Raw genomic sequence first — 25,574 nt, 5'->3', positions numbered from 1 at the left:
TGAGTATTGAAAACAATATTGATATAGTGCGCGCGAATTTTACAAAAGAAGAGAGGAAAGGTTTTTATGCATAATCCAAATTTCAGTTCAGGCCCCTGCAGCAAAAGACCCGATTGGAACCTTGAAGCCTTGAAGGATGCCCCTGTCGGCGCTCCCACCGCTCAGGCTGGGAAAGGATAGACTCGCCAAGGCAATTTCGGAGTCAAAACGAATTCTGAACATCCCCGAAGACTATCTCGTAGGCATATTACCCGCTTCAGACACGGGAGCCTTTGAAGCCGCGATGTGGTCCGTCCTTGGTCCCAGGCCGGTCACCGTCCTTGTATGGGAAAGTTTCAGCGATGGATGGGCTACGGATATCAGCAAGCAGCTCAAATTGAATCCGACGATTCTGAAGGCGGATTATGGTTCTATTCCCGACCTGAACTCCATTGACTGGTCCAATGACGTGGTCTTTGTCGCCAATGGAACGACCAGCGGCGTGAAAGTACCCAACTGGGACTGGGTCCCGGACAACCGGGAAGGTCTTTCCATCTGCGATGCGACAAGCGCCGTTTTCGCCATGGAAATCGACTGGTCCAAAATCGATGTGCTCACCTACTCCTGGCAGAAATGCCTAGGCGGCGAAGCGGCTCACGGCATGCTGATTCTGAGCCCCCGAGCGGTAGCCCGCATCGAATCCTATGATCCCCCCTGGCCCATGCCGAAAATCTTCCGCATGAAGAAAAGCGGCAAGGTGAACAAGGGAATTTTTGAGGGAGATACGATCAATACCCCCTCCATGCTCTGTGTGGAGGATTATCTGGACGCCCTTCAATGGGCCGACGGAATCGGTCTGGAAAATCTCTACAAGAAAAGCCTGGCAAATTTGAAAGTCGTCGAAGACTGGGTCGTCCGTACCCCGTGGATCGATTTTCTTGCAACCTCGAAGGAGATCCGCTCCAATACCTCCGTATGCCTTTCCGTCGTCAGCGAAAAAGTCAAGGCCCTCTCCAAGGATGATCAGGCCAAGTTCCTCAAGGGGATCAGCAGCGAATTAAGCAAACGCGGCGTGGCCCATGATATCAATTCTTACAAGGACGCCCCTCCGGGCTACCGCTTCTGGTGTGGACCGACCATCGAGGAAGCCAGCATTAAGAACGCCCTGGAAGAGCTGGAAAAAGTCTACAATGAAAAAATAAAAACCCTGTAAAAGCGAAGGAGCAATCAATGATACGAGTTCTCGTAAGCGACAGCATGGCCTCTGAAGGCATTGAAGTATTCAGGAAGACACCGGGGATCGAAGTGGATGTCATCACGAAACACACCCCTGAAGAGTTGAAGGAACTGGTCGCCAGCTACGATGGTCTTGTCGTTCGCAGCGCCAGTAAGATCACAAAGGAAATCCTTGATTCGGCAGACAAGCTTACCGTCATCGGCCGTGCCGGAGCCGGTGTTGACAACATTGATGTCGAAGCCGCCAGCAAGAAGGGCATCGTGGTCATGAACACCCCCGGCGGAAACACGGTAACTACCGGAGAGCATGCCATTGCCATGATGTTGTCGCTGGCACGGAAAATTCCTCAGGCTACGGCATCCATGAAGGCCGGCAAATGGGAAAAGAGCCGGTTTATGGGCAATGAATACTGTAACAAAACCCTGGGAATCATCGGCATAGGCCGTATCGGCAGCGTTGTGGCCGATCGTGCGAAGGGATTGAAGATGAATGTCATCGCCTATGATCCATTCATCTCACAGGAAGCCGCGGAAAAGATGGGGATCACGCTGGCTTCCCTGGATGAGATCTATGGGAGCGCCGATTTCATCTCCGTTCATACCCCGAAGAACAAAGAAACCACGGGAATGATCAATGCCGCGGCCTTCGCCAAAATGAAGAAAGGCGTTTTCGTCATCAACTGCGCCCGTGGCGGAATCGTCAATGAAAAAGATCTTTACGACGCCCTCGTATCTGGCCAGGTCGCCGGAGCGGCCCTTGACGTTTTCGAAGAGGAACCGACAAAGAATATAGATTTGATCTCACTGGACAACGTTATCTGCACGCCCCACCTTGGCGCCTCCACGGATGAAGCTCAGACCACTGTCGCCGTCGCCATTGCAGAACAGATGGTGGACTATCTCCTGAAGGGTGAAATCCGCTATGCCGTCAACTTCCCGGCTGTCAGTGCGGATCTAATGGCAGCGATCACCCCCTATCTCGCTCTGGCCGAAAAGCTGGGAAAATTTCAGGCCCAAATTGTTTCCGGCGGAATCGAGGAAATCAATATCGAATACAGTGGCGAAATTCTGAAATATGATGTCGCCCCGATTACGATTGCTCTGCTTAAAGGTCTTCTTACCCCCATCCTGAATGAGAATGTCAATTATATCAATGCGCCGGTCATTGCAAAGGAACGGGGCATCAATGTGAAGGAATCCAGAAGCAGTGCGGAAGGGGATTACCGAAGCATGATCACCCTGACCCTGAAAACGTCCGAGGGAGAATCCATAACGGCAGGCGCGTTGTTCGGACGCCGGGATCCGAGGATCGTCCGGATCAATCAGTTTACCGTCGATGTCATCCCCGAAGGACATCTGCTGATGCTGTACAACCATGACAAACCGGGAGTGATCGGCAATATCGGCACAGCGATCGGATCGGCGAATATCAACATCGCCAGAATGCACTGGAGTCGGCTGCAGGCCGAACAGAAGGCCATGGTCGTTTTCAGCACCGATACGCCGGTTGACGCACAACTGCTGAAAAAGCTGAAAGAGACGCCGAACGTTATTTCCGTCCAGGAACTGGATATGTAAGGTAGATAAGTCATTACAAGCAGCAAAACAGATTGTTTAGGAGAATTTTCCTTATGGCCAATGTTGTCGTTGTGGGAACCCAGTGGGGTGACGAGGGGAAGGGAAAAATTGTTGACCGCTATGCAGAAGACGCTAAGGTCATTGCGAGATTTCAAGGTGGAAACAATGCCGGGCACACGCTAGTCGTCAAAGGCGAGCAGACGATTCTTCATCTGATTCCCTCCGGAATACTCCACAATCACAAGGTTTGCATCATCGGCAACGGGGTCGTAGTTGACCCCCTGGTTCTTATCCAGGAAATAGAAAGCCTGAAGGGCAGAGGACTCTTTCCTCCCGACACCCGATTGTTTGTCAGTGAAAAGGCCCATGTCATCATGCCCTATCACCGGCAGTTGGATCTCGCCCGCGAAACCCGTCGTTCGGGAGTGAAAATAGGAACAACGGGCCGCGGCATCGGTCCAGCTTATGAGGACAAGATTTCGCGGGTAGGCATCCGTATTTGTGATCTTCTGGATGAGACCCTGTTTCGGGAAAAACTGGCGTTAAATGTTGAAGAAAAGAATTTCACTCTAACCAGTCTTTTCGGCGAACCGCCTGTTCAGGAACAGGAAATCTTTGATGAATATCAGAATTATGCCGAAAAGATACGTTCCTATGCAGCAGACACTTCCCTGATCCTCGAACGGGAAATGAAGTTAGGAAAGCCGATCCTCTTTGAAGGAGCCCAGGGATGTCATCTCGATATCGAACATGGCACATATCCGTTTGTTACGTCATCCAGTACGGTGGCAGGCAACGCTTCATGCGGAACGGGTATTGGTCCCTCTTCCCTGAACGAGGTCATCGGTATCTGTAAAGCCTACACGACCCGGGTGGGTGAAGGCCCCTTCCTCACTGAATTGAACGATGAAATCGGCGATCGCCTGCAGCGGGTGGGACAGGAATTCGGGGCAACGACGGGAAGAAGGCGGCGATGCGGGTGGCTGGACATGGTTCTGGTCAGACATGCTGTACGGGTCTCCGGAATTACAGGCCTTGCCATTACGAAACTGGATGTACTGACCGGTTTGAAAACCTTGAAGCTTTGCGTGGGATATCAGTCGGGAAATGATCTTTATCCGGAATCTGTCCCTCCCAATCCGCGCATTCTGCAACAGTGTCAGCCGGTTTATGAGGAAATGGCAGGATGGACGGAAGACATTCGGGGAGCCCGCCAGATGGACGACCTGCCTTCAAACGCGAGGCGATATCTTGAAAGGCTGGAATCCCTGACTGGTGTACCGGTTATTCTGGTTTCCGTCGGTGCAGGGCGGGAAGAAACTATCGTCTTGAAGAATCCCTTTTCGAGTTAGCAGTTTCTGCTTGACAACAAAAGATTCTTGCTGTTAATAGGGCAAACCTTCATTAAATTACAAGGGCCGTTAGCTCAGTCGGTAGAGCAGCGGATTTTTAATCCGTTGGCCGTGGGTTCAAGTCCCATACGGCCCACCATAATAAAAACGGACATTTAAGATCATTCTTGAATGTCCGTTTTGTTTTTCCGGCTAAAGAATGGCTAAAATCCAATTAGCTGGAGATAAATTTGGGTGGTTTTCATATTGGAGTGGCCAAGCAGGTTCATGATCTCGAACAGCGGCACATTCCGCTTCGAGAGCTCGCTGGCATATTTGTGACGCAGGTTGTGCCATGTCCAGTATTTCATATCGAGTTTTTTTACCCGCTTTTCCAAAAACCTTGGGACGTTGGACCACTCTGAGAAAACCCTTTCTTTTTTCGGTTTATAGCCGGCAAGGCAAGGCGGCTTCGGGATCTTCCTAGGCGTGAGATTCGAATTCCTGGCTTTCCGGGTATAGAGGACAATGTAATTGTCCCCGATATCGCTTCCCTTGAGCCTCAAAGCTTCATTGATCCTACAGCCGGTCTGCTGGCAGAAATCGATCAAAAATTTCTGCTCCTCGGTCAGTCCCTCTTTAACGGCTAAAATATCCTCATCGGTCGGAATGTATTTCAGATTGATGTCAACGCTGAAAAACTGGATTCCCTTGACCGGATTCTTCATATTTAGCTCGTAAAGACTGATGCCGTAATTGAAAAGGGCTTTAAAACATCTGATCATGGCATTAGCCTTATGGTCTGTCTTTCCCCTCTTTCGCAAATCTTTCGAATAATCAATCAAGACCTTGTGTATCTGCTGCCTGGTAATGTCCTGAATCGGGATATTACCAACGGCATCGAGAAGTTTTTTCATGTAAAGCCGGTTCTCGCGGTAATAAACTTTTGATTTCTTGTGCAGAATAATGTCAAGCCGTTCTTCAATCAGGTCTTTTAGCAGCACTTCGCCGGGCTGGCGGGCTTTTTGGTCCATCTCTGCAATCGTTTCCCTTTCCGCCCTCTTCGCTTCCTGTTTTGTCAGATATATTGCTCTGCTAAAATATTTCTGCCCAAGATATTGGCCTGAATAATACCAACGGACGCCGCGCTTTAGTTTTCTTGAATACTGGCCCACTTAATCACCTCCTTGATATTTTTAAAAAGAGCGGTTATTTAAATTAAATCTCAATTAGGTAAGGATCTTTGAGAAAAAATTTTGGAGTTTAGGAGGAGTGAGGAAAAGGAGCGTCGAATGACAAGCCAATTCCTTAGTCCGTCAGAAGTGTCGTCATTATTGAGAATCTGCCTGAAACAAGTTTACAAACTTCTGAATAAGGGCGAATTGCCTGGGAGTTTTAAGCTCGGCGGAATATGGATGATTGACAGGGATATTCTGATGGACGGCCTGAAAGCCAAAGCCCAAAGACCCAAGCCGATTAGCAAGCCGGGCGACCGAATGAGCCGCCACGGACTTGACTAATCAACCTTTTGCCCCGGACGAATGCTCCGGGGCTTTTTTATCTCGTTATCTTTCCGCGTTTGTCGATCACCATGTAAAGCCTGCCTCTTTCGTCAAAGATAACCGTGTCGCCCTCCTTTGCGCCGTACTTGTTCGGTTTAGGATGGTGATACTTCTTTTTTTTCTTCTTTCCGTTAGTAATTCCAAACGCCTGCTCTAAAAAAATTTCACCCCAGCTGCTCATTTCCTTTACCTCCTAAAGTTTATTTAAGAGGTAGGATATTTGGATGTTGTTGAATTTGCTACGGAAGATATGGGAAGATTTAGGAATTTAACAGCTGTTCGACTTGCTCGACGCTTCTAACTACATGATAATCATGCCCGAGATCGGTCACGGCCTGCTCGTATTCTTTCTGCGCCTCGTTCTGCTTGCCTTTTTCATTCTTGACCTCGATGTGCGCGCAGCGGCCATTTTTTAAAAAAATAAGCAGATCCGGACTGCCCGGCCTGCCCATTTTGTAGAATTGACCTTTCGGATTGATGAACGCGCCCGAATTATTTCTGATAAAAACCAACTGCCCCAGGTTCTCCTGGTATTGAAGATATTGGCAGATGGCGGTTAGGATGGCGCTTTCCCGCATTGTTGATAACTTTATTGCTTATAATTCCCTCTAAAGAAATTATACAATAATCATTAATAAATACAAGCATTTGACCAGTTTCCTCTAAAGGTGTATCATGTAAATACAAGCATGGGAGTGCAGATTGTTCTTTAAGCTTTTAAGGCACGTGCGGTGCCGTAATTGCTTCACCGGTTTTCTTCATAATTTTTCCGGTGACCGTTGATTGGTTTAACCGGGGTTCGATTCCTCGGCAACGGCTATTTACAACTGAATATAACGACAAAAAATTTCGCAAAATTAAATGTCCGTTAAGGAATATTACCGCCTCCTTGGCAAGGCCCGCGAAAGCCTTTGTCTGGTAATATTCCTCAACGGATTTTTTAATTTACACAGGCGGCCCCACGCCTTTAGTTTGTCACAACAATATGGCTAAACAAAGGTATATCAATACCAAGCTTTGGTCTGACTCGTGGATTGTCAACCTCGATCCGCTGGAAAGATATTTGTTCCTTTACTTCCTAACAAACGAACACACCAACATTTGCGGAATATACGAATTGCCGTTAGTACGGATGGCGCAAGAAACCGGCATTGACAAAGAAATGCTGCCGAAGCTCATAAAGAGGTTTGAAAAAGACAATAAGGTTTTCTATGTCGATGGATGGGTGTGTATCGTGAATTTTCAAAAGCATCAGAACGCAAGAGGAAGCAGCAAAGTAAAAATCGGAATTGAAAACGCCACAAAAGAAATACCTTGTCAAATTGTGGAAAAAATTAAGAAAATGACAGATAAACCGTTACATAAGCAAAAAACAGATACCCTATCCATACCCCTTCAAGGGATATCCGCATTAGACTCTGACTCTGACTCTGACTCTGACTCTGACTCTGATTTAGACTCTGACTCTAAATATATTGCGACTGACGTCGCGGGACCGGGTAATGAGATTAATTCTCTTTTAAAGGAATTTGGACCCATTAATCCGTTAATCAACTATGGTAATCGGACGCAGCGCAGCGCACTCTCCTCGATGATCAAGAGGTTCGGTTATAACAAACTGTTGGCAACGATCCGTTACGCCGTCTCCGTCCAGGGGCAGAGATACGCCCCAACTATAACTACCCCGCTTCAATTACAAAATAAAATAGGAGAATTGCTAGTTTTTCACGACCGGGAAAACAGCAATATCCCTAAAAATGTAAAACTATGAAATTATCAACGAACGTAAAAGAGTATGTCATCTTAACGATGAATAAAACAAAGCATTATATTACCGCTGATCAAGAAAAGGCCTTGAGACGTGTAGGAAGTAATGATTTTATCGAGATAGACGGTAACCGCTTAAGAGGGAGCGCGATAACAGAGGTTATGAGGATAGAGGATTATAATTTACAGAATCCGATAAAATATAGCGGAGAGCATACTCATTACACCTTTAACGGTTATATCCCCGTCAAACGTCGTCCCCTTACCAAGGAAGAAAGAATAAACGCCATTAAAAGTATGATTAAAGGCTTTACTGAACATTTCTCCGGGCGTGAGATGAAAAAATCGCAAGAAGAGATATTGGAGAGAATGAACAACGCATTAGAAGAAACTGACAGCTCGGACAAAAAAACTTTTGATAATCCGGCACTTGAATTTTTAAATATGTAATATGCCGGAAAAAATAGTTAATCATCCTAATGGCTTAAGGTTAAAACACATCTCTACCGGCAAGGAGTACCGTTTCAATGAGAATGTCGAATCCGTGAAGTATGATAGCGACAAGTTTATAGTCCTATCGCAAGAGCAACCTAATTTATTTAACTTTTTCCTATGAGCTTATACAAATCTTACAAAAGAAACGTGCTCAGTATTAAACTCGATAATGCGATCCGGAAAATTAACCGATACTGCTCAAAAGATTATGAAGACAGGATCAGAAATGTCGGGTATAATCGCTTGGTTGAAAAAGCGGACAGGATGGCTTGGGAATTAGTGAACCTATAAAAAGGGCACAGTACGGGCCGGGAAGTTTGAAAGGGACTAATTTTGATTCCAAAATTTATAAAAGACATCGCTACCAGTGCATTGGGATTAATTTTCGTTTTTGCAATTTTTGGTGCTGTGTATTTGTCTTTTCATTACATTGGCCAAGTTTTTGAAGCTCCATTAATGAAAGCAGTCAAAAGTCAAAATCTATCAAAAATTGAAAAATTATTAGAAGAAGGTGCGGATGCTAACGCCGGCCGAGATTTAAAGCCACTCCATTATGCGGCAGAACATGGACCAACAGAAATTGTTATTCTATTGCTTACTCATGGCGCTAACCCTAATTCAAGAACAAAATACAAAGTAACTCCGCTACATTATGCGGCCCAAGGGGGAAACATAGTAATTGCGAAATTATTAATCAAGTTTGGTGCGAGAGTTGAGGCTACGGATGATCAAGGAAAAACACCATTAGACTGGATTAATGGGAAAGAATGGGCATCTCCAAGTATGGTGGCTCTTTTGCAATTTGAAAGCTATAAACTTCAGAGATGGCCGTAAAATAAAATTAAGGTTCATCCGGTTAATGAGTACCTCTGAGTATGCAGGTGATAGAGGCGGAGTTTGAAGTATTCCATATCCCGGAATCCATAGGCCTGCCTTTTTAAAGTTTTAATTTTGTTGTTTGTGCCCTCAAGGGCGGCATTTGTAATGTGATGTTTGAAATAATTGAGTATCGCAGTCCTGTATCCGGAGAGCGTTTTGGCTACTTTGACGAGTTCTTTGATTCCGGACAGCATGGCGTCCTTACACCAGGTGTCAAGGAAGGTAACAGCCTGGGCGTACTCCGGTATTTCCCAGAAGAGTCTGAGTTGCTCTTTCATGGAATGCATGACGAATAGAGGCTGATTGGCCTGCATCAGGGCATCGAGACGTTCCTTATGGTCCGGCTTCAGGGAATCATAATTTCGCAAAAGGAGGAAGCGGTTTCCCTTGAGGGTTTGCTTCCCGATATCATCAAGTTCTTTCTGATGATTTCTGCGCAAGTTTTCGATGCCTTGATTCATCAGAGCCATAATATGGTAACGGTCGAAGACGACATCGATATTGGGAAGGGCTTCCCGGACGGCGGAGAAGAAGGAAATTCCCATGTCCATTGCAACCGCTCGCAGTTTTTTCCCCTTGCGTGCAAGTTTTTTCAGGAAGGGTAAAATCCCCTCCTTGCCCTTTCCCTCAGTGGCGTAAAGGATTCGTCCTTCGGAGAGATCCATCACCGTGGTCATGTACTCATGGCCTTTCCGGATGCTGAATTCATCAATGCCGATATACCGAACTTTATGAAGAGGAATGTTCCGATAGAGGCGCTGCAATTTCAACTTATGAATCTCTTTGATCATATCCCAACCCACGCCGAGGTAATCGGCAACCCAGCGAATCGTGCCGAATCGAAGCAGATCCAGAACAATCAGAGCAAAGGATCGGGCAAATCTATGCTTCCCCACCATAAAAGGCAGATCGGGCCACCAAAGGGTGTCGCAAGTGTTGCATTTTATTCGATGAAGGGAAAGTACAAGGAAACACCTCTTACGCCCCATAGGTCCCAGATGAAAACTCCGTGTTTTCTGTCCTTTAAAGATAAATTTACGCTGCCCGCACTTTGGACAGCGAATGTATTCTTCTTTCACATCTGCAAAATATTCGATGACGTCACCCGTGAAGCGTGTTGCTCTATAAGTAATACCCTTCAGATTGAAAGCATGATAAAGAACCGATGTGGACATGGTCTGGAGCCTCCTTTTGTTGTTCGATTGGTCTCAAACAACAGGGCTCTTGCCATGTCCATGTGATTTTATGCAATACCAAGGTACTCATTAACCGGATGAACCCCAATTCAAACCCTAAAGTTCCCGGACACTAAGCCGCCAAATTACCTCCAAAAACAAAGATGACACAGCTCTAGCACATTGCATATTTTTTAAAGAATTACTTTATTATCCTTTACTTTAAGGTGGTTAGTTTAAAATAGTTTAGCGGGTAACATAAAAAAGTGCCAACATATTTAATGTTTTTTCCAAGAGCTGGATTGGATTTGAGGTGCCGCATTCTGCCTTTGTCTTTTGCAGACAAAGGCAGAATGTGTGTCAATATTCAGAATTTCAAAGGACTTCTAAGTCACTAATATGTAAATGTGGTTCAGTATTTCCCGATCTCATTCATCATCTTTCCGCATTGCCAGCGGCAGAGAAAACAGACCGATAATGACCAGGGTATAGCCGCCGAATTTAATTGCAAGGCGGAGGGTGCCGGGGGGATATTCCGGGGCGAGGAGCCGCACCAGAGCGACCCCCGACAACGCGATGCATGTTCCAATAACCCACCACCACTGGCGTTTCTGCTTGAACATTACTTCAGCAGGGTGCAGTAAATACCGGCCAGAATCGCCGTCGTGATAACGCCGCTGACGTTGGCGCCGAGGGCAAGCGGCATGACCATCGCGCGGGGATTAGCCTTGAAAACCACCTTCTGCGCCACTTTGGCCGTGGTCGGTGTACAGGAAACCCCGGCAATTCCGATGACCGGGTTATATTTTTTCCCGCTGAAGTAATACAGGAGAATCCCGCCGATAAGACCGCCAACTCCTGATACCATCAGTGCCGTGGAACCGAGGATCAGGATCTTCAGGACAACTGGATTGAGAATGGTGCCGGCCTCGCAGAGAACACCGAGAAGCAGGCCCAGGAAGAAGGTTGAGCTGTAGAGCAACGTAGTCTCAATAAATTCAATATAAGGCTTGACGCCCGCTTCCCGGATTACAATGCCAAGGAAAAAGGACACGAAGAGCGGTCCGGCAACAGGAAAAAGCAGGCAGAGGATGGTGACGGTAATCGTAGAAAACATGATTTTTTGCAGAGGTGTAATCTGCGGCATGCCTTTGAGATCCATTTGAATGGCCCGCATTTTCTTGGGAATCAAAGCCTTGATCAGATAGGGATACAAACCGTAGCAGAGGCTGAGATAAAGATAGGCCACAATGCCGATGGGAACGAAAAGGTGCGGGGACAGCATCAGGGAGGTGAACAGCACCATGGGGCCGTCGGCGCCGCCGACGATGGCTGTCGCCGCCGCTTCCTGGGGGGTCATGCCGAAGGCCACGGCCAGCGGGAAGACGGCAACGGAACCCAACTCGCCCCAGAGCGCGAGGAACATGCTGCTGAAGGGGCGTGCCAGCACAAAGCCGATGTCGCACAATACCCCAATGCCGATGAAAACGAGGCAGGCGATCAATCCGTTGGTGAAGCTCATCGTGTAGATGGGCTGGAGCCAGTTGATCTGTAAAATATTGACCAGGGCCGAGGGATCTGTAACCAGGGGATCAAGAAAAATGGTTCCCGTTTTTCCGTCGGGAAAAAATAAAACGGACGCATTGACCGTTGCCATCCCCAGGCCCATGGGGATCATGATGAGGGCTTCCAGGATTCCCTTGTAGCCAAGATAAACGAAGGATATTCCCAGAAGCATCAATACGATGCGGGCTACTGCAAATGTCGGGTCCTGCCCGACCAGCGTGGCAATACCCTGAAACAATGATAATACATCGATATTCATGTTATAATCTCCATTCCAGATGTTAAAATTTAAAAAGATACATTTTACCGGTGATTGCTCTTCACGATGCTGAAGATTATTTCTTTTCTGATTTAAAGAATATCGACATCGCCTTTATCATGCCTGCAACTCCAAATCCGATAATCGCTAAGATTACGTATACAATGCCTGCCGTTTGCACTGCTTCGATTACAGTCATCTCTGCCTCCTTCCTTAAGTTTTCTAATAATTTTATCCTTTACCCATTATTAAGTTCCGGATGTATACAAACAATAGATAAGAAAAATATACACAAAAAAAGTGTAATGATCATATATATAAATCCTTATATATTATATATAATGTATTGGAATAAATAGAAATATAGGGATACAAGGGGTGCCAGGGCAATATGAGAATTCTTTAATTTTGGTAATGGCCAGACCTTATCTCTCTGATTGGGCTTCTATTTGTTTTTATCTTTTGATCTCAAGTGACAAGAGCATGGAAAATGGTTTAGAAGTGTTGTCAACTGCTTAATGCGGAAAATATACCGGAACTGAACCTGACATGGTGATTGACCCTTAACAGTTCTTTTTTGTGCAACATGAGCATCGCCTACTTCTCGGCTGTGCGGGACCTCTTCCCTATGTGGATATTGTTTTCGACCGTTACCACATCCGGGGACAAGCGATAGTATCGATACACAGATGGAATCATTAATCTATTGTCATTTCTGCCATTTCTTCATATGTCGCATTGACGATATGTTTGTGAAAATACCCCGGCGCAACCAGCACCACCCCGTACTTTAACCATTTTTTAACAAACTTTCTCGCCGTATCGATATGCCCTTTGATAGTGATGCTGTCATCCAGAGAGTACACGTAATCAAGCATCTCGAAATAGACCCGTGCCGCTCCGGATTTGTTTACCCGTGGAGCGGAAGCCGCAAACCGTCAACGGATATCTTCGCCATATCAAGTCTGCCCTCACCTATGCCCTGGATGACGGCCTCATCGACAAAAAACCGAAGATCAAGATGGTCCCTGAAGACAGGCAAAGCATTGCGGAGAGAATCATATCTCCGAAAGACCTGAAGACAATTCTTGCAGCCGCTTATGCAGATGATCCGGATTTCGGGAGATATCTGACTCTGCTGCTCTGGACCGGAGCCAGGAGACGCGAGGCCCACGAACTAAACTGGCAGGATTGCGCCCTTGACAATAAAAGCGCCCCTTTGACCAAAACAAAAGGCAAGCGCAATCGCCGGGTGCCCCTGCTGCAACCTGTCATTGATGCACTGGAACCTGTCAAAAAGGATATTGGCCGTATTTTCCCGCAATGGCACCCGGACACCGTTTATAAGTGGTTTCACGACATGGCAAAATCATGTGGCGTCACCGCCCGGTTCCACCATCTTGACTGAGCCCTGCAATTTGTTTCCGAGTTTTTTCAATTTCCTGATCCAGATAAGCGATATGATCTTTGATTAAAGAAGAAACAGACTCATGCGATGTGCTGAGCCGGTTTTTCTCCTGACTGCGCATGTCGACCAGACTATCAACCCTTCTGACCAGCGCTTTCAAGGTTCTAATCTCCGGTAAAGGAGGAATCCATTCCTTGGGCTTCATAGCCAGGCAGAACCGGGCAATCAGAGCGGCATCCATCTTATCCGTTTTTGTACGAATCAGTTCACTCTGGGCAAACCCCTTGATTCTGGCCGGATTTACAATACTGACGATATGACCGGCCTCATGAAGATAGATGGCCAAATCATCTCCACAGCTGCCAGTCGCTTCCAGACAGACATGGACCTTCTCAACCTCCTGCTTCGTAAGCCAAAGGGTCAATGCCTCAAATCCTTCCCCTGAATTTTTGCAGGTCTTATGCTTGGTCTTCCCATCGACAAGAAGGGCAGCATCAAATTTCTGCTTCGCCAGATCTATCCCAAGAACAGCCGATAAAGACATAATAAAGCACATTTCTTAAACAATGAATATGACCTTCAGTAAAAGCGCTTCGTTCGAATCCATCTTGTAAGTACAAACTCATTCCCATTGGGGAAGGTCTCTGATACTGTTCGAGTTACAGAACAAAGCAGGTGGGAGGAGGATCTACTCTACAAAACATGCTCATGGGCATTAGATGCAACACAGATTCCCTCCTCCCATTATACCCCAGCTTACTGGTGGGGATGATTCATAACATTTCATTGACCCCTAAGAACACAAGATGTACTAGAGCAAAAAATGAACAGAATCCGTACACTTCCCGGACACAGCTTTACAAGTATTTGATATTATTCATCGCGCCAACCGATTTTAATCCGTTGGCCGCAGGTTCAAGTCCCATACGACCCACCAAATAAATAAGGGGTTCCGTGATGTTAAGCGGAACCCCTTATTTTATGAACCTCGTCAAAATGCAGCAAAACGAGATCACTGCGTGCCAATTTTTAAGACTGACTGCAAACATATGCACCCATTGCCAAAACGTCTGAGCGCCACAATTATTTTCACTTCACGGACGATAATTCTGCAATTTTTTATTCCGAAACGATAACGCGCATCCTTATAGCCGTTTAACTGAAACTTTTTTAAAAATTCTTTTTTACTGAAATCGAGTATCCGACATTCTCGATAGGAATTCACCGTTTCAGATTGGAATCGTGTTCCTGCCATCTTTTATGAAAAGGAACGGAGCAAAATTGCAAGGCTTCCTTTTTTATTGTTTAAGCCCAACTTTTTTCTGATGTTTTCTCTGTGAAAGTCGATGACTCGCTTTTTAGAATTTAAGAGTTCTGCTATTTCCTTTGATGTCTTGCCTTCCCTCACCAGGGATGCAACCTGGATCTCTTTTTTTGTAAGATTCAGAAAGCTGGAGGTTAATTTATGTATAAATGGGGAGGCAATTTCAGCAAGTTGTGATTCCGCCATTTGGATATAGTCCTTTTCGACATCCTGCAACGGTCTCTTTTTCAGTTTCTCCAGCCAGGGCAGAACCTGCTCTTTGATGTTGGTTAAAATTCTTTCTTTTAATTCTTCCTGGTCCCTTTCCATGGTATCCAGAAGGACCTTCATGGTTGTATTGACTTCCAGCAGATTATGAGCCTTTATTCGCAATTCTCTTTCGCTTTTCATTAAAGCCTCCTCCGCCTTTTTCCATTTCGTGATGTCTTCTACAATACCTTCCAGATAGGATATGGCTCCATCCTGCCCGGTGACTTTCCGGACAGCGAGTTCTGCGATCATAATAGTGCCATCCTTGCGAAGATATGGCTGTTCGGCATAACACCAGCCCTCCTGTTTCAGGGCTGCAAGAAGTTTGGTGCGGTTTTCCGGATCAGTGTGAATCTGGGTCGAGGTATCTGTAATGGTTGAAATGACTTCTTCGGGAGAGTCATATCCGAGCATTGTCGCATAAGCCTTATTAATGCGGATAAATTGCCCCTCGAGAGTAGACTGAAACATACCGATTGACGCATTCTCAAACAAGTTTCTATACAAAACTTCGTTTTCAACAAGGGCATCTTCGATCTTTTTCCGTTCCGTATTGTCAAAAACAGATGATCGGCTCATCAGAAAATTTCCGTTCTCGTCGAAAATTGTAGTTGCGTTAATAAGCACAGGCAATATACTTCCATCCCTTCGAGTCAGCTTGCCTTCTATATTACTCACACGTCCCTGCTTCTGCAGAAGGGGAAAGGTTTGCCAGAACGACGCTGATTCATCCGGCGGGATCAAATCAGTAAACTTCATCTTACCGACCACTTCTTCACGAGAATAGCCCAGCCAAGTCAGTTCCGTGTTATTAATGCGGATAATCGTCCCGTCCTTCGCCAGTGAATGGTAACCACAGGGTGCATTCTCGTACAGGTCAGTTACTTCCTCTGCATACTTTTTCAACTTCTCTTCCGCCAATCTCCTTTCCGTGACATCCTCCACAATCCCTTCTATATAGTCAACACTGCCATCGGCCTTGAGTACACTTCGAATTGCCACCTTTCCTATCATAACGCTGCCGTCCTTGCGTAGACGCGGGTACTCGGCATGATACCAATCCCGATCTCTGAGGGCAGCAAGGATTGTGTCACGGTCTTTGGGGTCGACATGGATTTTTGCGACATTTGCCACGGATGATTTAAGATCTTCCGGCGATTCATAACCCAAAATCTTTGCATAGGCGGGGTTTACAGATATGAAACCGCCCTCTTCAAAGTTGGTCTGAAACATTCCAATCGGAATGTTTTCGAACAGGTTTCTATATAAAGCTTCGTTTTTTGAAAGTGCTTCCTCAACTCGTTTCCGTTCAGCAATTTCGGAAATCAATTGTCTGTTTTTTTCTTGAAGCTGAAACGTCCGCTCCGTGACCATTGCCTCCAGATCGTCGCGATAATGTTTCAATTCTTCGTCAATCTTTTTCTTTTCGGTAATATCCTCGGCAAACCCTTCGTAATGGATCGTTTTACCTTCAGCGTCGCGAACAGCTCGCCCTCTTAAATGTATCCAGAATGGGCTGCCGTCCTTCTTGAGCATCTTCCCTTCATAAGTGGCATAGTCCTGCTGATCCATAATAGCTATGAACTGCTCGCGGCTTTGGGGATCGACATGAAGCAGTTCCCCTACGGGGGTTACCGCATTGATCAACGCCTCTGGCGTGTCATAGCCGAAAATATGGGCCAACGCCGGATTGGCATCAAGAAAGCGCCCCGAAGTGGTTATACGATAAATTCCCTCCAAAGCATTTTCGAAAATGCCCCGGTACTTATCCTCTGCCGCCAGCACCGATTTCATCAAGGTTTCCCGTTCTTCCAGCGACTGAACCAGCTTGATATTGCTGTAACTCATCTGGGAAATCATCCTGGCAAGCTTCATGAGAAAAGTCATCCCTGCATCCATTGATTTTCTGCTGAACCGCGGAACAGCTTCCAGTGCGGCAATATACTCTTTCTCGGGAAATCCGTATTTTTTGGCCTGCAATCGAAACAGTTCATAATCAACAGACTCGTCATCAAAAAAGAATTGACCGGAAATTACGTTTCCCAAATGCTTACCATCTACGATAATCGGAGTCGCTATGTCCCACATGTTGTTTTTGCATTTGTAAAGTTTATACTCGCCGGCCGGAATGCCGGCGGATAGCAGGATGTCGCTTTCGATGCAGTTTCTGCAGGTATCAGGGTGAACTCGATGGAATCTTTTACATATATCCCCCCATCCCGGACCAGCCAGCACCTTTCCCCTGAGATCAACAATTGCAAGGGGGATGTGGGTAAACTCATGAAAACTATTCATAAGCGACTCAATCATCGGGGCATCGAGAATGTCGGCAATCCCTGGAGCCCCCGTGTCGACTTCAAGGGACAAAATGCTCTGCCGCAGGGTTTCTTTACAAAATTCTGCCTGCATGTGATGTGCTTCACCGGATTCCAATTTCATCATCCTCATTCTCATCTCTTCAAACTCATTGGCGAGTTGAACTTTAGTCTTATTCTTGTTTTTCATTAACCCTATATCCTTATAACCCTAAATCAGGAAATCAGCTAATCGGATTGATACTCTGGTATAGCTGCAAAATCACTATTTGAAAAAATAATATGAATTATTCGGAAATAGTCCAGACAATTCTGTTTATTAACATTTTTCTTCACATAAAATGTAAGATTTATCTCTATAAACAATGCGTATGAGCAACCATTGTTAGTTTTATTTGACAACAATATTGTCTTTCCTTATACATTAAAAAAGAGGGGTTTTCTGGTCAGTTACATTAATGGAAGATTCATTTGAGGAGGCAGATTATGTTGATAAAAGCCGTTTTAGTTTTTATGTGCATGATGTTTTCCGTGGGCGTTTTAGCAGCGGGAGAAAACGACGGGACAAAAAAAATCAAGGATTATGGCAGACAGCCCTGGGTAGTTGACATTGAGGATCTGACAACAAAAAATGATAATTTCCGGGCAACGCACTGGACAGGGAATCATCTTCAGATGACCGTTATGACAATTAAACCGGGGGGAGAGATAGGTCTTGAAAAGCACGATGAAGGCGATCAGTTTATCCGTGTGGAACAGGGTGAGGCCCGTATAGTGATGGGACAATCAAAGGAATTGATGACTTTTAACAAGAAAGTCTCAGACGATTGGGCAATTTTCATCCCGTCCGGTTTTTGGCATAACATCATCAATGAAGGGAACAAACCTCTGAAGGTTTACGTGATTTACGCACCACCAGAACATCCTGCCGGAACATTACACAAAACGTTCGAGGATGCCGAAGCCGCCCATGCTCATTAACTTTCTATTGTCATAAGTAATTTTCAGCATCTTTTTGATTGAAAAACGTGGACAAGTGAATCATGGATGCGATGTAATAAAAAATAATTAAATAACTTACGCCACCAAGACATGGCTTTGTAAGTAGCTGCTGTTATTTATAGAGCTTAACATTTCTGAACCCTATAGCCGTGGAGTCAAGTCCCATACGGCCCACCCGATAAATAAGGGGCTCCGCTAAGTCAAGTGGAGCCCCTTATTTTGTGAACCTTTTCAATTCTCTTCCAAGACGAGAAATGCAGCATAACTTTTACATAACTTTTCGGAACAGTTTTACAGACAATATTCCTCCTTCTCTCACACCTCATTCAGGGAAAATAAGAGATGGTCGACATAAATGAATTCTCGATCACCCGCTGATCGATTCATTCAGAGCAAGTCAAGCCATTCAGTTTAATCACCGCAGGAAGTCTATCGCAATTATGGGCAGATTTCGTTTATGAACAAACACATGAGAGTGTTCAAAAGAGGCTGTTCATTTTACATCGAAACCAGAGGGAGGAAGAAATGCGTCCTGCAAATAGGCTCCCCCCCAAAGTCAATCTTCTGGAAATTTGAATAAATGGCTCATACGGATTTCGATTGAAGATATAAAAAGGCAAAGCCTGATCACAAGCAGATCGCTTAACTTTCTGGAAACTGCATCACAATGTAAATCACTCGTTGAATTCCCTGGTTATCTCGGCATATATAGAAGTCTCTGCTTCTGTGAAAAGATTCTTTCCTTTTGCATACCTTCTGCACAAGCATTCAAATAAGCCATCGTATTGGTTAGAGTTGATTTGTTCAAATTTAACTCTCCCATATCTTCCTTTCGCTTTTTTCATTCCGTTTACGATCAATTTTGACCGATCAGCCATGTTCTCCTCCTTTTTTGATATTCTCAGCAAGAAGGCAGTCACAACAAGGTAATCAGGAAAAAGTAATTACAGGAATGTTATCACAGCAGGGCTGTCAGCAGATAGTCACTACAGAAAAGATAATCAGAATTCGGCAATTCCAGGAAAGCGGTCACAGCAAGGTAATAGATATTTTCCTCGCCTGAGTTCTTACAAAATTACATAATCAATAATTATTGCAACACGGATTTACTACGGAAATTATACCAACCAATAACTGATATTAAACAGAAAAAATCTGCTCTTACCGCTACAAATTTTTTTTTGATCGACAGGGGGGGTTATGATCATTCAAAGATAATTGATTTTTTGGTTTAAATATTTAATGTTGATCCGAAGGGCCTGCTGGCGGACTTCTGACTTTGCGGAAGCGAGGAAGCTGTTTGATAAGTAAAATGCACTCACTATGCACCAATTGTTTTGTAAATATTTAATATTATTGAGTACGCCAAATGAATTTTAAGCCGTTGGCCGTGGGTTCAAGTCCCTCATGCGGCCTGTCAGCATAAACAAGGGCTTAGGCAATAAAAGCTCAGGCCCTGTTGACCTGCCGTTTGGGGATAAGGAATCGTATTTTCAGAATTCCGATTATTAGTGTGTATCAGTGAAACGGCACAAAAATAGCTAAAATATTATTATCAGCTTCTTACTGATATTGTGGAGTCAGGCGGATATGCAGGACTTTCAATAAAAGTTAAGGTGCGGTGCCTGATACTCTCACAGATCAGTATCGCAGCCGACCTCGACTTCCAAAGGCTGAGAAATTTCGAGGGATGTCTGATTAGAATAAGGAATGTAAACAAAAATCCTCCAAGAAACAGAATACTATGGGACCAAAAGATTATTACGACATCTTGGGCTTAGAAAAGAATACCAGCCAGAAGCAGGTCCGGGACGCATACCGTCGGCTGGCCCTTTTGCACCACCCCGACAGAAACAAAGACAATCCGGAGGCGGCGGACCGGATGAAAGAGATAAACGAAGCCTACGCCGTACTGTCAGATCCTCAGAAAAGAAGTGAATATGATGCATTGCGGCAGACCTATGGATCATCAGCTTACGGCCGGTTCAGGCAGACACACTCCGATCAGGACATCTTCAAGGGATCGGACATCCAGCAGATCTTTGAGGAGTTGAGTCGTGCATTTGGATTTCGGGGCTTTGACGATGTTTTTCGGGAATCATACGGCGAAGGATATCGGACTTTTGAATTCAGGAGGCCGGGAATATGCGGCCGGATTTTTGTGGGTGGCATTGGAAATGGACAAGTTGCTGGAAGAGGGGGAATTTCTGGCGGGTATCTGGAAAGGCTGATTCGATACGGCCTGAAAAAGAAATGGGGTATAGAACTGCCTGAAAAGGGCAGGGATTTACATGATTCCATCGTGCTTTCTCCCGATCTGGCCAGGTTTGGCGGAAAAATACAATATTCGTGCAGCAAGACAGGCAAAGAGCTGTTCGTATCTATTCCTCCGAACATGAGATCAGGACAGAAACTTCGTCTTAAGGGGATGGGAGAACACGGCCGCGCCGGAGGAGATGCAGGAGACCTCTATGTGACGGTCTTTATAAGGAGCATCCTGATACAGAAAGCAAAAGATCTCATCGTCAGGATCAGGTCTTTCTTGAGGCCAGGATAAGGAGCTTTCCCGGTGAGTAAGAAGACCTGCATCATACAGGGACAAACAGCGAAGGATAAACAGAGGCTGTAAATTATAAGCACTCTCTTTCAATGCGGCATTTAATTTTCTGTGACAGATTGTCAATTGACCGGAAATACCACTGTCTTTATATTTTCAATCATCAAGAAGAAACAGCCGATCGGAATCAACTTATCAGACACACTGGGTTGACAAAGGGTGATGAGTTTTCCGAGGGAGGCCTGCTTCTGACAGCTTCCCCTCATGCGGCAGGAAAAACTCTGGAGAGATGGGATGCAAACGTGGCTGATCATCATCTTTACGATTGTCGGCACAGCAGCCGTTCTGAAGCTTCTGCACGCATTTGCCATCATCGTGGCCTATCCGGTCACACAGGGGGCCATGTATACATCCACGGCCAGGGTAAAAATCCACAAGGCACTCGATGCCGTGGTCATGAAGCCTGGTAAACTTTTTGTCGACATTGGTTGCGGAGACGGGAGGGTTCTGCGTGAGGCCAGGAAACATTACGGTGTGATCTGCCATGGGTTCGAGGTCAACCCGATAGCCTTTCTCAAGGCATTAATCTTTACAATCGGGGACAAAAACATTAAAGTTTTTTATCGAAATTTCTGGCGAGTCGATCTCAGAAGGGCCGATGTTGTTGCCTGCTACCTTTTTCCAGATGTCATGTGGCGCCTCGGGATGAAACTGGCTTGGGAACTGGTCCCGGGCGCAAGAGTGATTTCCTTCAACTTTCCTATCCCGGGCTGGAAACCACAGTCTGTCCTCCGCGTTGAATCGAAACTTCACAATGATCCGATTTACATCTACCACATCCCCGAGTCTCTTCCCGGCCGGCATTCAGTAAGCATCGACCCAAAGCCCTGAAAATCACGAACCGCATCTGCCGACTTCTAACGGCGACAAAGGGGAAGTTTATGATAAGAATTAAATGGAAAGGTTATGTTTCATAACATAACCGTCCACAACTGAGAAACTTTGATCCGGAAAGCAACCAGATAGAATTGATAGCCTTTCCTGAAGATTTCAGGGACAGCCGATGTGCAGATGTTTATGACTGCTATATCTTCCCTGCGGATATATAGGTGAAAAAACGGCAGCTTTTTTAACACGGAGGGGAAAAACGGCAACGGTTCGCTGAAAAGCACGGCAACGATTTTATTTAAGAAACAGTTCCGATAGTGATATAGGCTCTATGTATTTTCCATCCCTGTAAACTCGCATATTTCCTGAAGAAATTTCATCAATGAGAATAATCTCATCCCCGTTGCAACCGAATTCCAATTTTATATCGTAAAGCTCCATGCCCTTTTCAAGAAGGCAGTCGGCAACAATTTTTGCAATTTCCTGTGTCTTTTTCTTGATATCATCATACTGCTTACCGCTCATAATACCAAGATCTATAAGTCCATCCCTAGTAACAAGCGGATCGCTTCTATCGTCGTCCTTTAAGGTCATCTCGACGTAAGAAGGAAGGGGAGCTCCCTCTTCGATGAAGTCCCCGTAACGGCGTAAGAAACTGCCAACGGCCCTTCGGCGGCAGATGACTTCGATACCTTTCCCGAAAACCTTTGCGGGAAGCACTTCCATTGTTGAATTTTCAAGATTTGCACTCACAAAATGAGTTTGAATACCTGCTACCCTCAGCTTTTCAAAGAAAAAAATCGACATCCTGAGATTCAGATTACCGATCCCCTCGATGCTCAGCCCTACAACATTCGCGCCCGGATCGAAAACTCCGTTTTGCCCTGTAACGTCATCCTTGAACTTCAGCAAATAATTGCCGTTTTCAAGAATATAGACATTTTTTGTTTTTCCTTCATACAGCAAAACTGCTTTTCCAGTCCGCGCTGGTCGGGTATTTTTGTTTTTCATGTCGTTTATGTGAGTTTTCTATACGAGATTTTACTCTTCTTACAAGCGCATCACTCTGGTATGATCTTCACTGTCATAGCCGTCATCACAAAATTCGAAATAGTGTTTCTTCGTCGTTAGTGTAAGATATCAATATTGATCGAGCTGGACAACAGCGGAATGGACCTTTTGATGAAAAATTTATTGATGCAGAACGTAGAATATCGGATTGAGAAAACCGGCAAGGGAACCTGGCGTCGATTCATGTATCCCAACGGAGGCTGCTTCGAGGAATATAAGTCTGACAGGATCTGGTTCGGTCTGCCCCTGATCCACTACACAAGAGGCATCTGCCCTGAAACGGGTAAGCGCGTCTTTGCCTGTGGCGTAATCGCCATCGGCCGCCTGGCTGCAGGCGTTCTGGCAGTAGGACATGCCTCTTTCGGTGTTATCGCCGTCGGACAACTGGCCGTTGGCCTGCTGTTCGGTCTGGGACAGGCAGCCTGCGGCGTTCTGTCTCTGGGACAGATAGCCCTTGGCGTACTTTTTGGTCTGGGGCAGATTACAACCGGATATGTCAGCATTGGCCAGTTTGCCATCGGAAACTATGTCCTGGCCCAGATGGGATTTGGCAGACATGTGTGGAGTCAGGAATTGTCGGATCCAACAGCCATGGATTTCTTTAGATCGTTGCTTGCAAAATTACAGATCCTTTTGAAAATTTAAACATGTTTTTTATCGACATTACGTTCAACCAATATTCGGTGAAACTCTGTGGATCCATGTGTGGGAAAAATGCCACAGCGGTTTCCTCGAGTGATGGTTCAATACTGCAATTGATTAAGCGCAAGCTTCCAGGAAAACGGCCTGTCTTTCAACTTTTTCCATTCCCCACTACACTGCTTTACTGAAATATGTCAATGATATAGAACACTTGAGATTAGAGCAGGCAAATAATCAGAGATTCCAAAGCCTTCAGCTCAAAGCGAGGAACGCGCCTTCCAGGGCGGCGCATTTACAGTGGCTCTTTTTTTGCTTGCATGTGACTTGATGATTTTTTACTCACTGAAAATAAAACAGGAAAGGGAGTAAAGTATTGTGAAACTTGCAGAGTTGGCAAAGCACCTCGATGAAGTTCAGGATTGGACCTGGGATACAGAGTCATACATTAAATTTGCTATGAATCCTCTTGAAAAGGCCATCAAGGAAATGTTGAGTGATGATCCCCGCAAGGATGCTCTCTTGGCTTTATTAAACTTCGGCAACGAAAAAATTCATGAAATGACGGATCGTATTCAGACCGATGTCGGCACGTTAAAAATCAGGACCAGCGGCGGCGACTCCGGCTGTGTTCTGGGAGAAAAAGTCATCGGTGCATACATTGAACCAACGGATAATCCGATACCGGTCAATGCACAGGAAACCCCTCAGAAACGTTTGTTTATAGAAAGAAGACGTTTTAAAAGGGAAGGCTAAAATTTTCCGTTAAAAGACTTTTTTACACCTATCTGCACAGGACTCCTCAACAGGTCTGGTGTCCTTATCTGATATTATCCCCGGCTGCCGAATAAGGGAATTTTCCTGCCTGGGATGATGATGGCAGAAGCGGTCTGAGGATCGGTTGCGATGAAGTCACCCCCCTCCCGCAGACCCTTGGTTTTCCGCCAACCTGTAAAAAGCAATCCGCTTGCCGCTTTCTTCATCGAAGCGCTCATTGTATAAAAGGAGCGCAGTTAAATCTGAAATTTCCCTTTCTTATTTTTAAACCCGGATTCTCCTGATGTCTTCCCTATAAATCATTTAAATCATTTCACCTGCCACGTTGCTAACTGCGCAGGCCTAAGGCGTAGCGGCATGTGCAGAGACGGTCGGTATAGGTTGGACAGGCAATTCTGATTCTGGAAGAAGAGCCAGGATCGAAAGAACAGAAAGTACCTCACTTTTTCGTTTTCTTTCCGGATATAACTTTTTTCTGTACTCTTTCCGGTCGGCGAGTATCGAAAAAAAGTGATTCGGAAGGTAACAGTATCCGGTATTGCATCTTGATTCTTTTCAGGATATTGTTTCCCGGGTTGCAGCAACATTTAAAAAAAGCGAGGCGGCTGATTTGTTTCGAAGGGAGACAGGATATGAAGAAAATCTTGTTGAACATCACTCTGATTCTGCTGTTTTGTACGCAGGCGTTGGCCGAATCGTCCGTATGGAAGGTCGAAAAGAGTAATTCCCTGTTTTACTTGGGCGGAACCTGTCACCTGTTGCGTCAGTCTGATTTTCCCCTGCCGCCGGAATTTGACAAGGCTTACAAAGCATCCGAACTCCTTGTTTTTGAAGTGGACCCCGGCGAGTTCAATGACGTGTCGACGCAACAGAAGTTGATGTCCAAGGCGATGTATGCAGATGGCTCCACAATTGATCAGCACCTTTCCCCCCAAACCTATCAGTTGCTGACTGAATACTGTGCCGCCAACGGCATCCCCCTGGAACTTCTCAAAAGTTTCAAACCGTCGATTATCGCCGTCATGCTGGAGGTTATTGAACTGACGAAGCTCGATGCAACTCAGGATGGTGTTGATCTGTTCTTTTATTCATCGGCAAAACGGGACGGAAAAAGCATCGAAGGATTTGAAACGGTGGAGGAGCAGATCGACTTCATTGCAGGAATGTCGGAAGGATATGAAGATGTGTTTGTTGCGCATACATTGAAAGAATTGAAGTCCATCAAGCCGATGTATACAAGCCTGGTCGATGCATGGAAAAGAGGCGATACCAGCAAGATGAATGACCTGATGATTGCCGACCTCAAAAAAACACCGGGGCTCTATAAAAAACTGGTGACGGACCGCAACAGAAACTGGCTGCCCATAATCGATGCCTATTCGAAGACTCCCCGAGTCGAATTCATCCTTGTCGGCGCAGGCCATCTGGTGGGGCCAGACGGTATAATCCAAGCCCTGAAAAAAAGGGGATATATCGTCAAAAAGCTGCAAGCCGGGTGATAATCCAGAAAGGAGGAC

27 protein-coding genes, 1 tRNA gene and 1 pseudogene are annotated in these 25,574 nt (G+C 45.6%); 15 read left to right on the top strand and 14 right to left on the bottom strand.

The genetic code is table 11. The features are described from left to right. The first annotated feature begins 66 nt into the window (after positions 1-66). The 4 genes and pseudogenes from SYN_RS05545 to SYN_RS05530 all read left to right on the top strand — a co-directional run bounded on the left by SYN_RS05545 (position 67) and on the right by SYN_RS05530 (position 4,284). Positions 67-1,181 (top strand): annotated as a pseudogene (locus SYN_RS05545) (phosphoserine transaminase). Between the two features lie 28 nt (positions 1,182-1,209). Continuing rightward, positions 1,210-2,793, top strand: a complete 1,584-nt coding sequence (gene serA, locus SYN_RS05540) for a phosphoglycerate dehydrogenase (RefSeq protein WP_011417081.1) — start codon at positions 1,210-1,212, stop codon at positions 2,791-2,793. 53 nt (positions 2,794-2,846) lie between these two features. Further along, complete coding sequence (locus SYN_RS05535) at positions 2,847-4,145, top strand: adenylosuccinate synthase (RefSeq protein ID WP_041584774.1); 1,299 nt, start codon at positions 2,847-2,849, stop codon at positions 4,143-4,145. Between the two features lie 63 nt (positions 4,146-4,208). Continuing rightward, positions 4,209-4,284: transfer RNA gene (locus SYN_RS05530), tRNA-Lys, on the top strand. Between the two features lie 64 nt (positions 4,285-4,348). On the opposite strand, the gene SYN_RS05525 is transcribed toward SYN_RS05530, so the two are convergent. Further along, complete coding sequence (locus SYN_RS05525; RefSeq protein WP_148202500.1) at positions 4,349-5,158, bottom strand: tyrosine-type recombinase/integrase; 810 nt, start codon at positions 5,156-5,158, stop codon at positions 4,349-4,351. 258 nt (positions 5,159-5,416) lie between these two features. On the opposite strand from SYN_RS05525, the gene SYN_RS05520 reads away from it, so the two are divergent. Further along, positions 5,417-5,644, top strand: a complete 228-nt coding sequence (locus SYN_RS05520; protein ID WP_041584773.1) for a helix-turn-helix domain-containing protein — start codon at positions 5,417-5,419, stop codon at positions 5,642-5,644. Positions 5,645-5,681: 37 nt separating this feature from the next. Here SYN_RS05520 and SYN_RS05515 read toward each other — a convergent pair whose 3' ends face one another. The 3 genes from SYN_RS05515 to SYN_RS16230 all read right to left on the bottom strand — a co-directional run bounded on the left by SYN_RS05515 (position 5,682) and on the right by SYN_RS16230 (position 6,334). Next, on the bottom strand, positions 5,682-5,867 hold the full coding sequence (locus SYN_RS05515; RefSeq protein WP_011417077.1) for a hypothetical protein: 186 nt from the start codon (positions 5,865-5,867) through the stop codon (positions 5,682-5,684). 79 nt (positions 5,868-5,946) lie between these two features. Beyond that, on the bottom strand, positions 5,947-6,198 hold the full coding sequence (locus SYN_RS05510) for a VRR-NUC domain-containing protein (RefSeq protein WP_158302933.1): 252 nt from the start codon (positions 6,196-6,198) through the stop codon (positions 5,947-5,949). Further along, on the bottom strand, positions 6,179-6,334 hold the full coding sequence (locus SYN_RS16230) for a hypothetical protein (protein WP_158302932.1): 156 nt from the start codon (positions 6,332-6,334) through the stop codon (positions 6,179-6,181). Before SYN_RS16230 ends, SYN_RS05510 begins: the two co-directional genes overlap by 20 nt. A 484-nt stretch (positions 6,335-6,818) precedes the next feature. Between SYN_RS16230 and SYN_RS15165 the strand changes: the two genes are divergently transcribed. The 3 genes from SYN_RS15165 (at position 6,819) to SYN_RS15160 (ending at position 8,782) form a co-directional block, all read left to right on the top strand. Continuing rightward, the gene (locus SYN_RS15165; RefSeq protein ID WP_148202499.1) at positions 6,819-7,457 is read left to right on the top strand and encodes a hypothetical protein; all 639 of its coding nucleotides are present in this window, start codon (positions 6,819-6,821) and stop codon (positions 7,455-7,457) included. A 38-nt stretch (positions 7,458-7,495) separates the two neighbouring features. Then, positions 7,496-7,903, top strand: a complete 408-nt coding sequence (locus SYN_RS05500; protein ID WP_148202498.1) for a hypothetical protein — start codon at positions 7,496-7,498, stop codon at positions 7,901-7,903. 378 nt (positions 7,904-8,281) lie between these two features. Continuing rightward, positions 8,282-8,782 (top strand): ankyrin repeat domain-containing protein, encoded by a 501-nt coding sequence (locus tag SYN_RS15160; protein ID WP_011417072.1) that lies wholly within the window; start codon positions 8,282-8,284, stop codon positions 8,780-8,782. A 14-nt stretch (positions 8,783-8,796) separates the two neighbouring features. Here the strand turns inward: SYN_RS15160 and SYN_RS05490 are convergent, their stop codons facing one another. From SYN_RS05490 to SYN_RS05475, 5 genes are all read right to left on the bottom strand, one after another. After that, a complete protein-coding gene (locus SYN_RS05490; RefSeq protein ID WP_011417071.1) occupies positions 8,797-10,002 on the bottom strand; it encodes an ISL3 family transposase in 1,206 nt (401 codons plus the stop codon). Between the two features lie 428 nt (positions 10,003-10,430). Further along, a complete protein-coding gene (locus SYN_RS05485; RefSeq protein WP_011417070.1) occupies positions 10,431-10,625 on the bottom strand; it encodes a hypothetical protein in 195 nt (64 codons plus the stop codon). Continuing rightward, a complete protein-coding gene (locus tag SYN_RS05480; protein WP_011417069.1) occupies positions 10,625-11,827 on the bottom strand; it encodes a sodium ion-translocating decarboxylase subunit beta in 1,203 nt (400 codons plus the stop codon). The genes SYN_RS05485 and SYN_RS05480 overlap by 1 nt, the downstream gene beginning before the upstream one ends. A gap of 76 nt (positions 11,828-11,903) precedes the next feature. Next, a complete protein-coding gene (locus SYN_RS16770; RefSeq protein WP_258165160.1) occupies positions 11,904-12,026 on the bottom strand; it encodes a hypothetical protein in 123 nt (40 codons plus the stop codon). 499 nt (positions 12,027-12,525) lie between these two features. Beyond that, positions 12,526-12,705, bottom strand: coding sequence for a hypothetical protein (locus SYN_RS05475; RefSeq protein WP_011417068.1), 180 nt, complete (start codon positions 12,703-12,705; stop codon positions 12,526-12,528). 14 nt (positions 12,706-12,719) lie between these two features. Here SYN_RS05475 and SYN_RS05470 point away from each other — a divergent pair, with 14 nt between their 5' ends. Then, positions 12,720-13,235: a tyrosine-type recombinase/integrase gene (locus SYN_RS05470; protein WP_148202497.1), complete on the top strand. Its 516-nt coding sequence runs from the start codon at positions 12,720-12,722 to the stop codon at positions 13,233-13,235. On the opposite strand, the gene SYN_RS05465 is transcribed toward SYN_RS05470, so the two are convergent. Then, a complete protein-coding gene (locus tag SYN_RS05465) occupies positions 13,207-13,779 on the bottom strand; it encodes an IS110 family transposase (RefSeq protein WP_237671314.1) in 573 nt (190 codons plus the stop codon). The two genes, SYN_RS05470 and SYN_RS05465, sit on opposite strands and share 29 nt — an antisense overlap. 714 nt (positions 13,780-14,493) lie before the next feature. Continuing rightward, positions 14,494-17,313, bottom strand: a complete 2,820-nt coding sequence (locus SYN_RS05460) for a PAS domain S-box protein (protein ID WP_011417066.1) — start codon at positions 17,311-17,313, stop codon at positions 14,494-14,496. A 296-nt stretch (positions 17,314-17,609) separates the two neighbouring features. On the opposite strand from SYN_RS05460, the gene SYN_RS05455 reads away from it, so the two are divergent. Next, positions 17,610-18,104, top strand: a complete 495-nt coding sequence (locus SYN_RS05455; protein ID WP_202943595.1) for a cupin domain-containing protein — start codon at positions 17,610-17,612, stop codon at positions 18,102-18,104. 695 nt (positions 18,105-18,799) lie between these two features. On the opposite strand, the gene SYN_RS05450 is transcribed toward SYN_RS05455, so the two are convergent. After that, on the bottom strand, positions 18,800-19,003 hold the full coding sequence (locus tag SYN_RS05450; protein WP_041584771.1) for a hypothetical protein: 204 nt from the start codon (positions 19,001-19,003) through the stop codon (positions 18,800-18,802). Positions 19,004-19,869: 866 nt separating this feature from the next. On the opposite strand from SYN_RS05450, the gene SYN_RS05445 reads away from it, so the two are divergent. Further along, positions 19,870-20,682: a DnaJ domain-containing protein gene (locus SYN_RS05445; RefSeq protein ID WP_011417063.1), complete on the top strand. Its 813-nt coding sequence runs from the start codon at positions 19,870-19,872 to the stop codon at positions 20,680-20,682. A gap of 294 nt (positions 20,683-20,976) precedes the next feature. After that, entirely contained in the window at positions 20,977-21,573 is a 597-nt protein-coding gene (locus SYN_RS05440; protein ID WP_158302931.1) for a class I SAM-dependent methyltransferase, read from the top strand. A gap of 291 nt (positions 21,574-21,864) precedes the next feature. Here the strand turns inward: SYN_RS05440 and SYN_RS05435 are convergent, their stop codons facing one another. Then, positions 21,865-22,581, bottom strand: coding sequence for a phosphoribosylaminoimidazolesuccinocarboxamide synthase (locus SYN_RS05435; protein WP_011417060.1), 717 nt, complete (start codon positions 22,579-22,581; stop codon positions 21,865-21,867). Positions 22,582-22,767: 186 nt separating this feature from the next. On the opposite strand from SYN_RS05435, the gene SYN_RS05430 reads away from it, so the two are divergent. Together SYN_RS05430 and SYN_RS05425 are read left to right on the top strand one after the other, a co-directional pair. Further along, positions 22,768-23,286 carry a hypothetical protein gene (locus SYN_RS05430; protein ID WP_202943594.1) on the top strand — a complete coding sequence of 173 codons (519 nt, stop codon included), beginning with the start codon at positions 22,768-22,770 and terminating at the stop codon, positions 23,284-23,286. A 372-nt stretch (positions 23,287-23,658) separates the two neighbouring features. Next, positions 23,659-24,036 carry a hypothetical protein gene (locus SYN_RS05425; RefSeq protein ID WP_011417058.1) on the top strand — a complete coding sequence of 126 codons (378 nt, stop codon included), beginning with the start codon at positions 23,659-23,661 and terminating at the stop codon, positions 24,034-24,036. Positions 24,037-24,110: 74 nt separating this feature from the next. Here SYN_RS05425 and SYN_RS16225 read toward each other — a convergent pair whose 3' ends face one another. Continuing rightward, the gene (locus SYN_RS16225) at positions 24,111-24,263 is read right to left on the bottom strand and encodes a hypothetical protein (protein ID WP_158302930.1); all 153 of its coding nucleotides are present in this window, start codon (positions 24,261-24,263) and stop codon (positions 24,111-24,113) included. Between the two features lie 426 nt (positions 24,264-24,689). Between SYN_RS16225 and SYN_RS05420 the strand changes: the two genes are divergently transcribed. Further along, a complete protein-coding gene (locus SYN_RS05420; protein ID WP_011417054.1) occupies positions 24,690-25,556 on the top strand; it encodes a TraB/GumN family protein in 867 nt (288 codons plus the stop codon). Positions 25,557-25,574 lie beyond the last annotated feature (18 nt).

It is taken from the genome of Syntrophus aciditrophicus SB (genome assembly GCF_000013405.1).
Lineage (GTDB): Bacteria > Desulfobacterota > Syntrophia > Syntrophales > Syntrophaceae > Syntrophus > Syntrophus aciditrophicus.
This window is presented reverse-complemented; position numbering and strand designations above follow the sequence as displayed.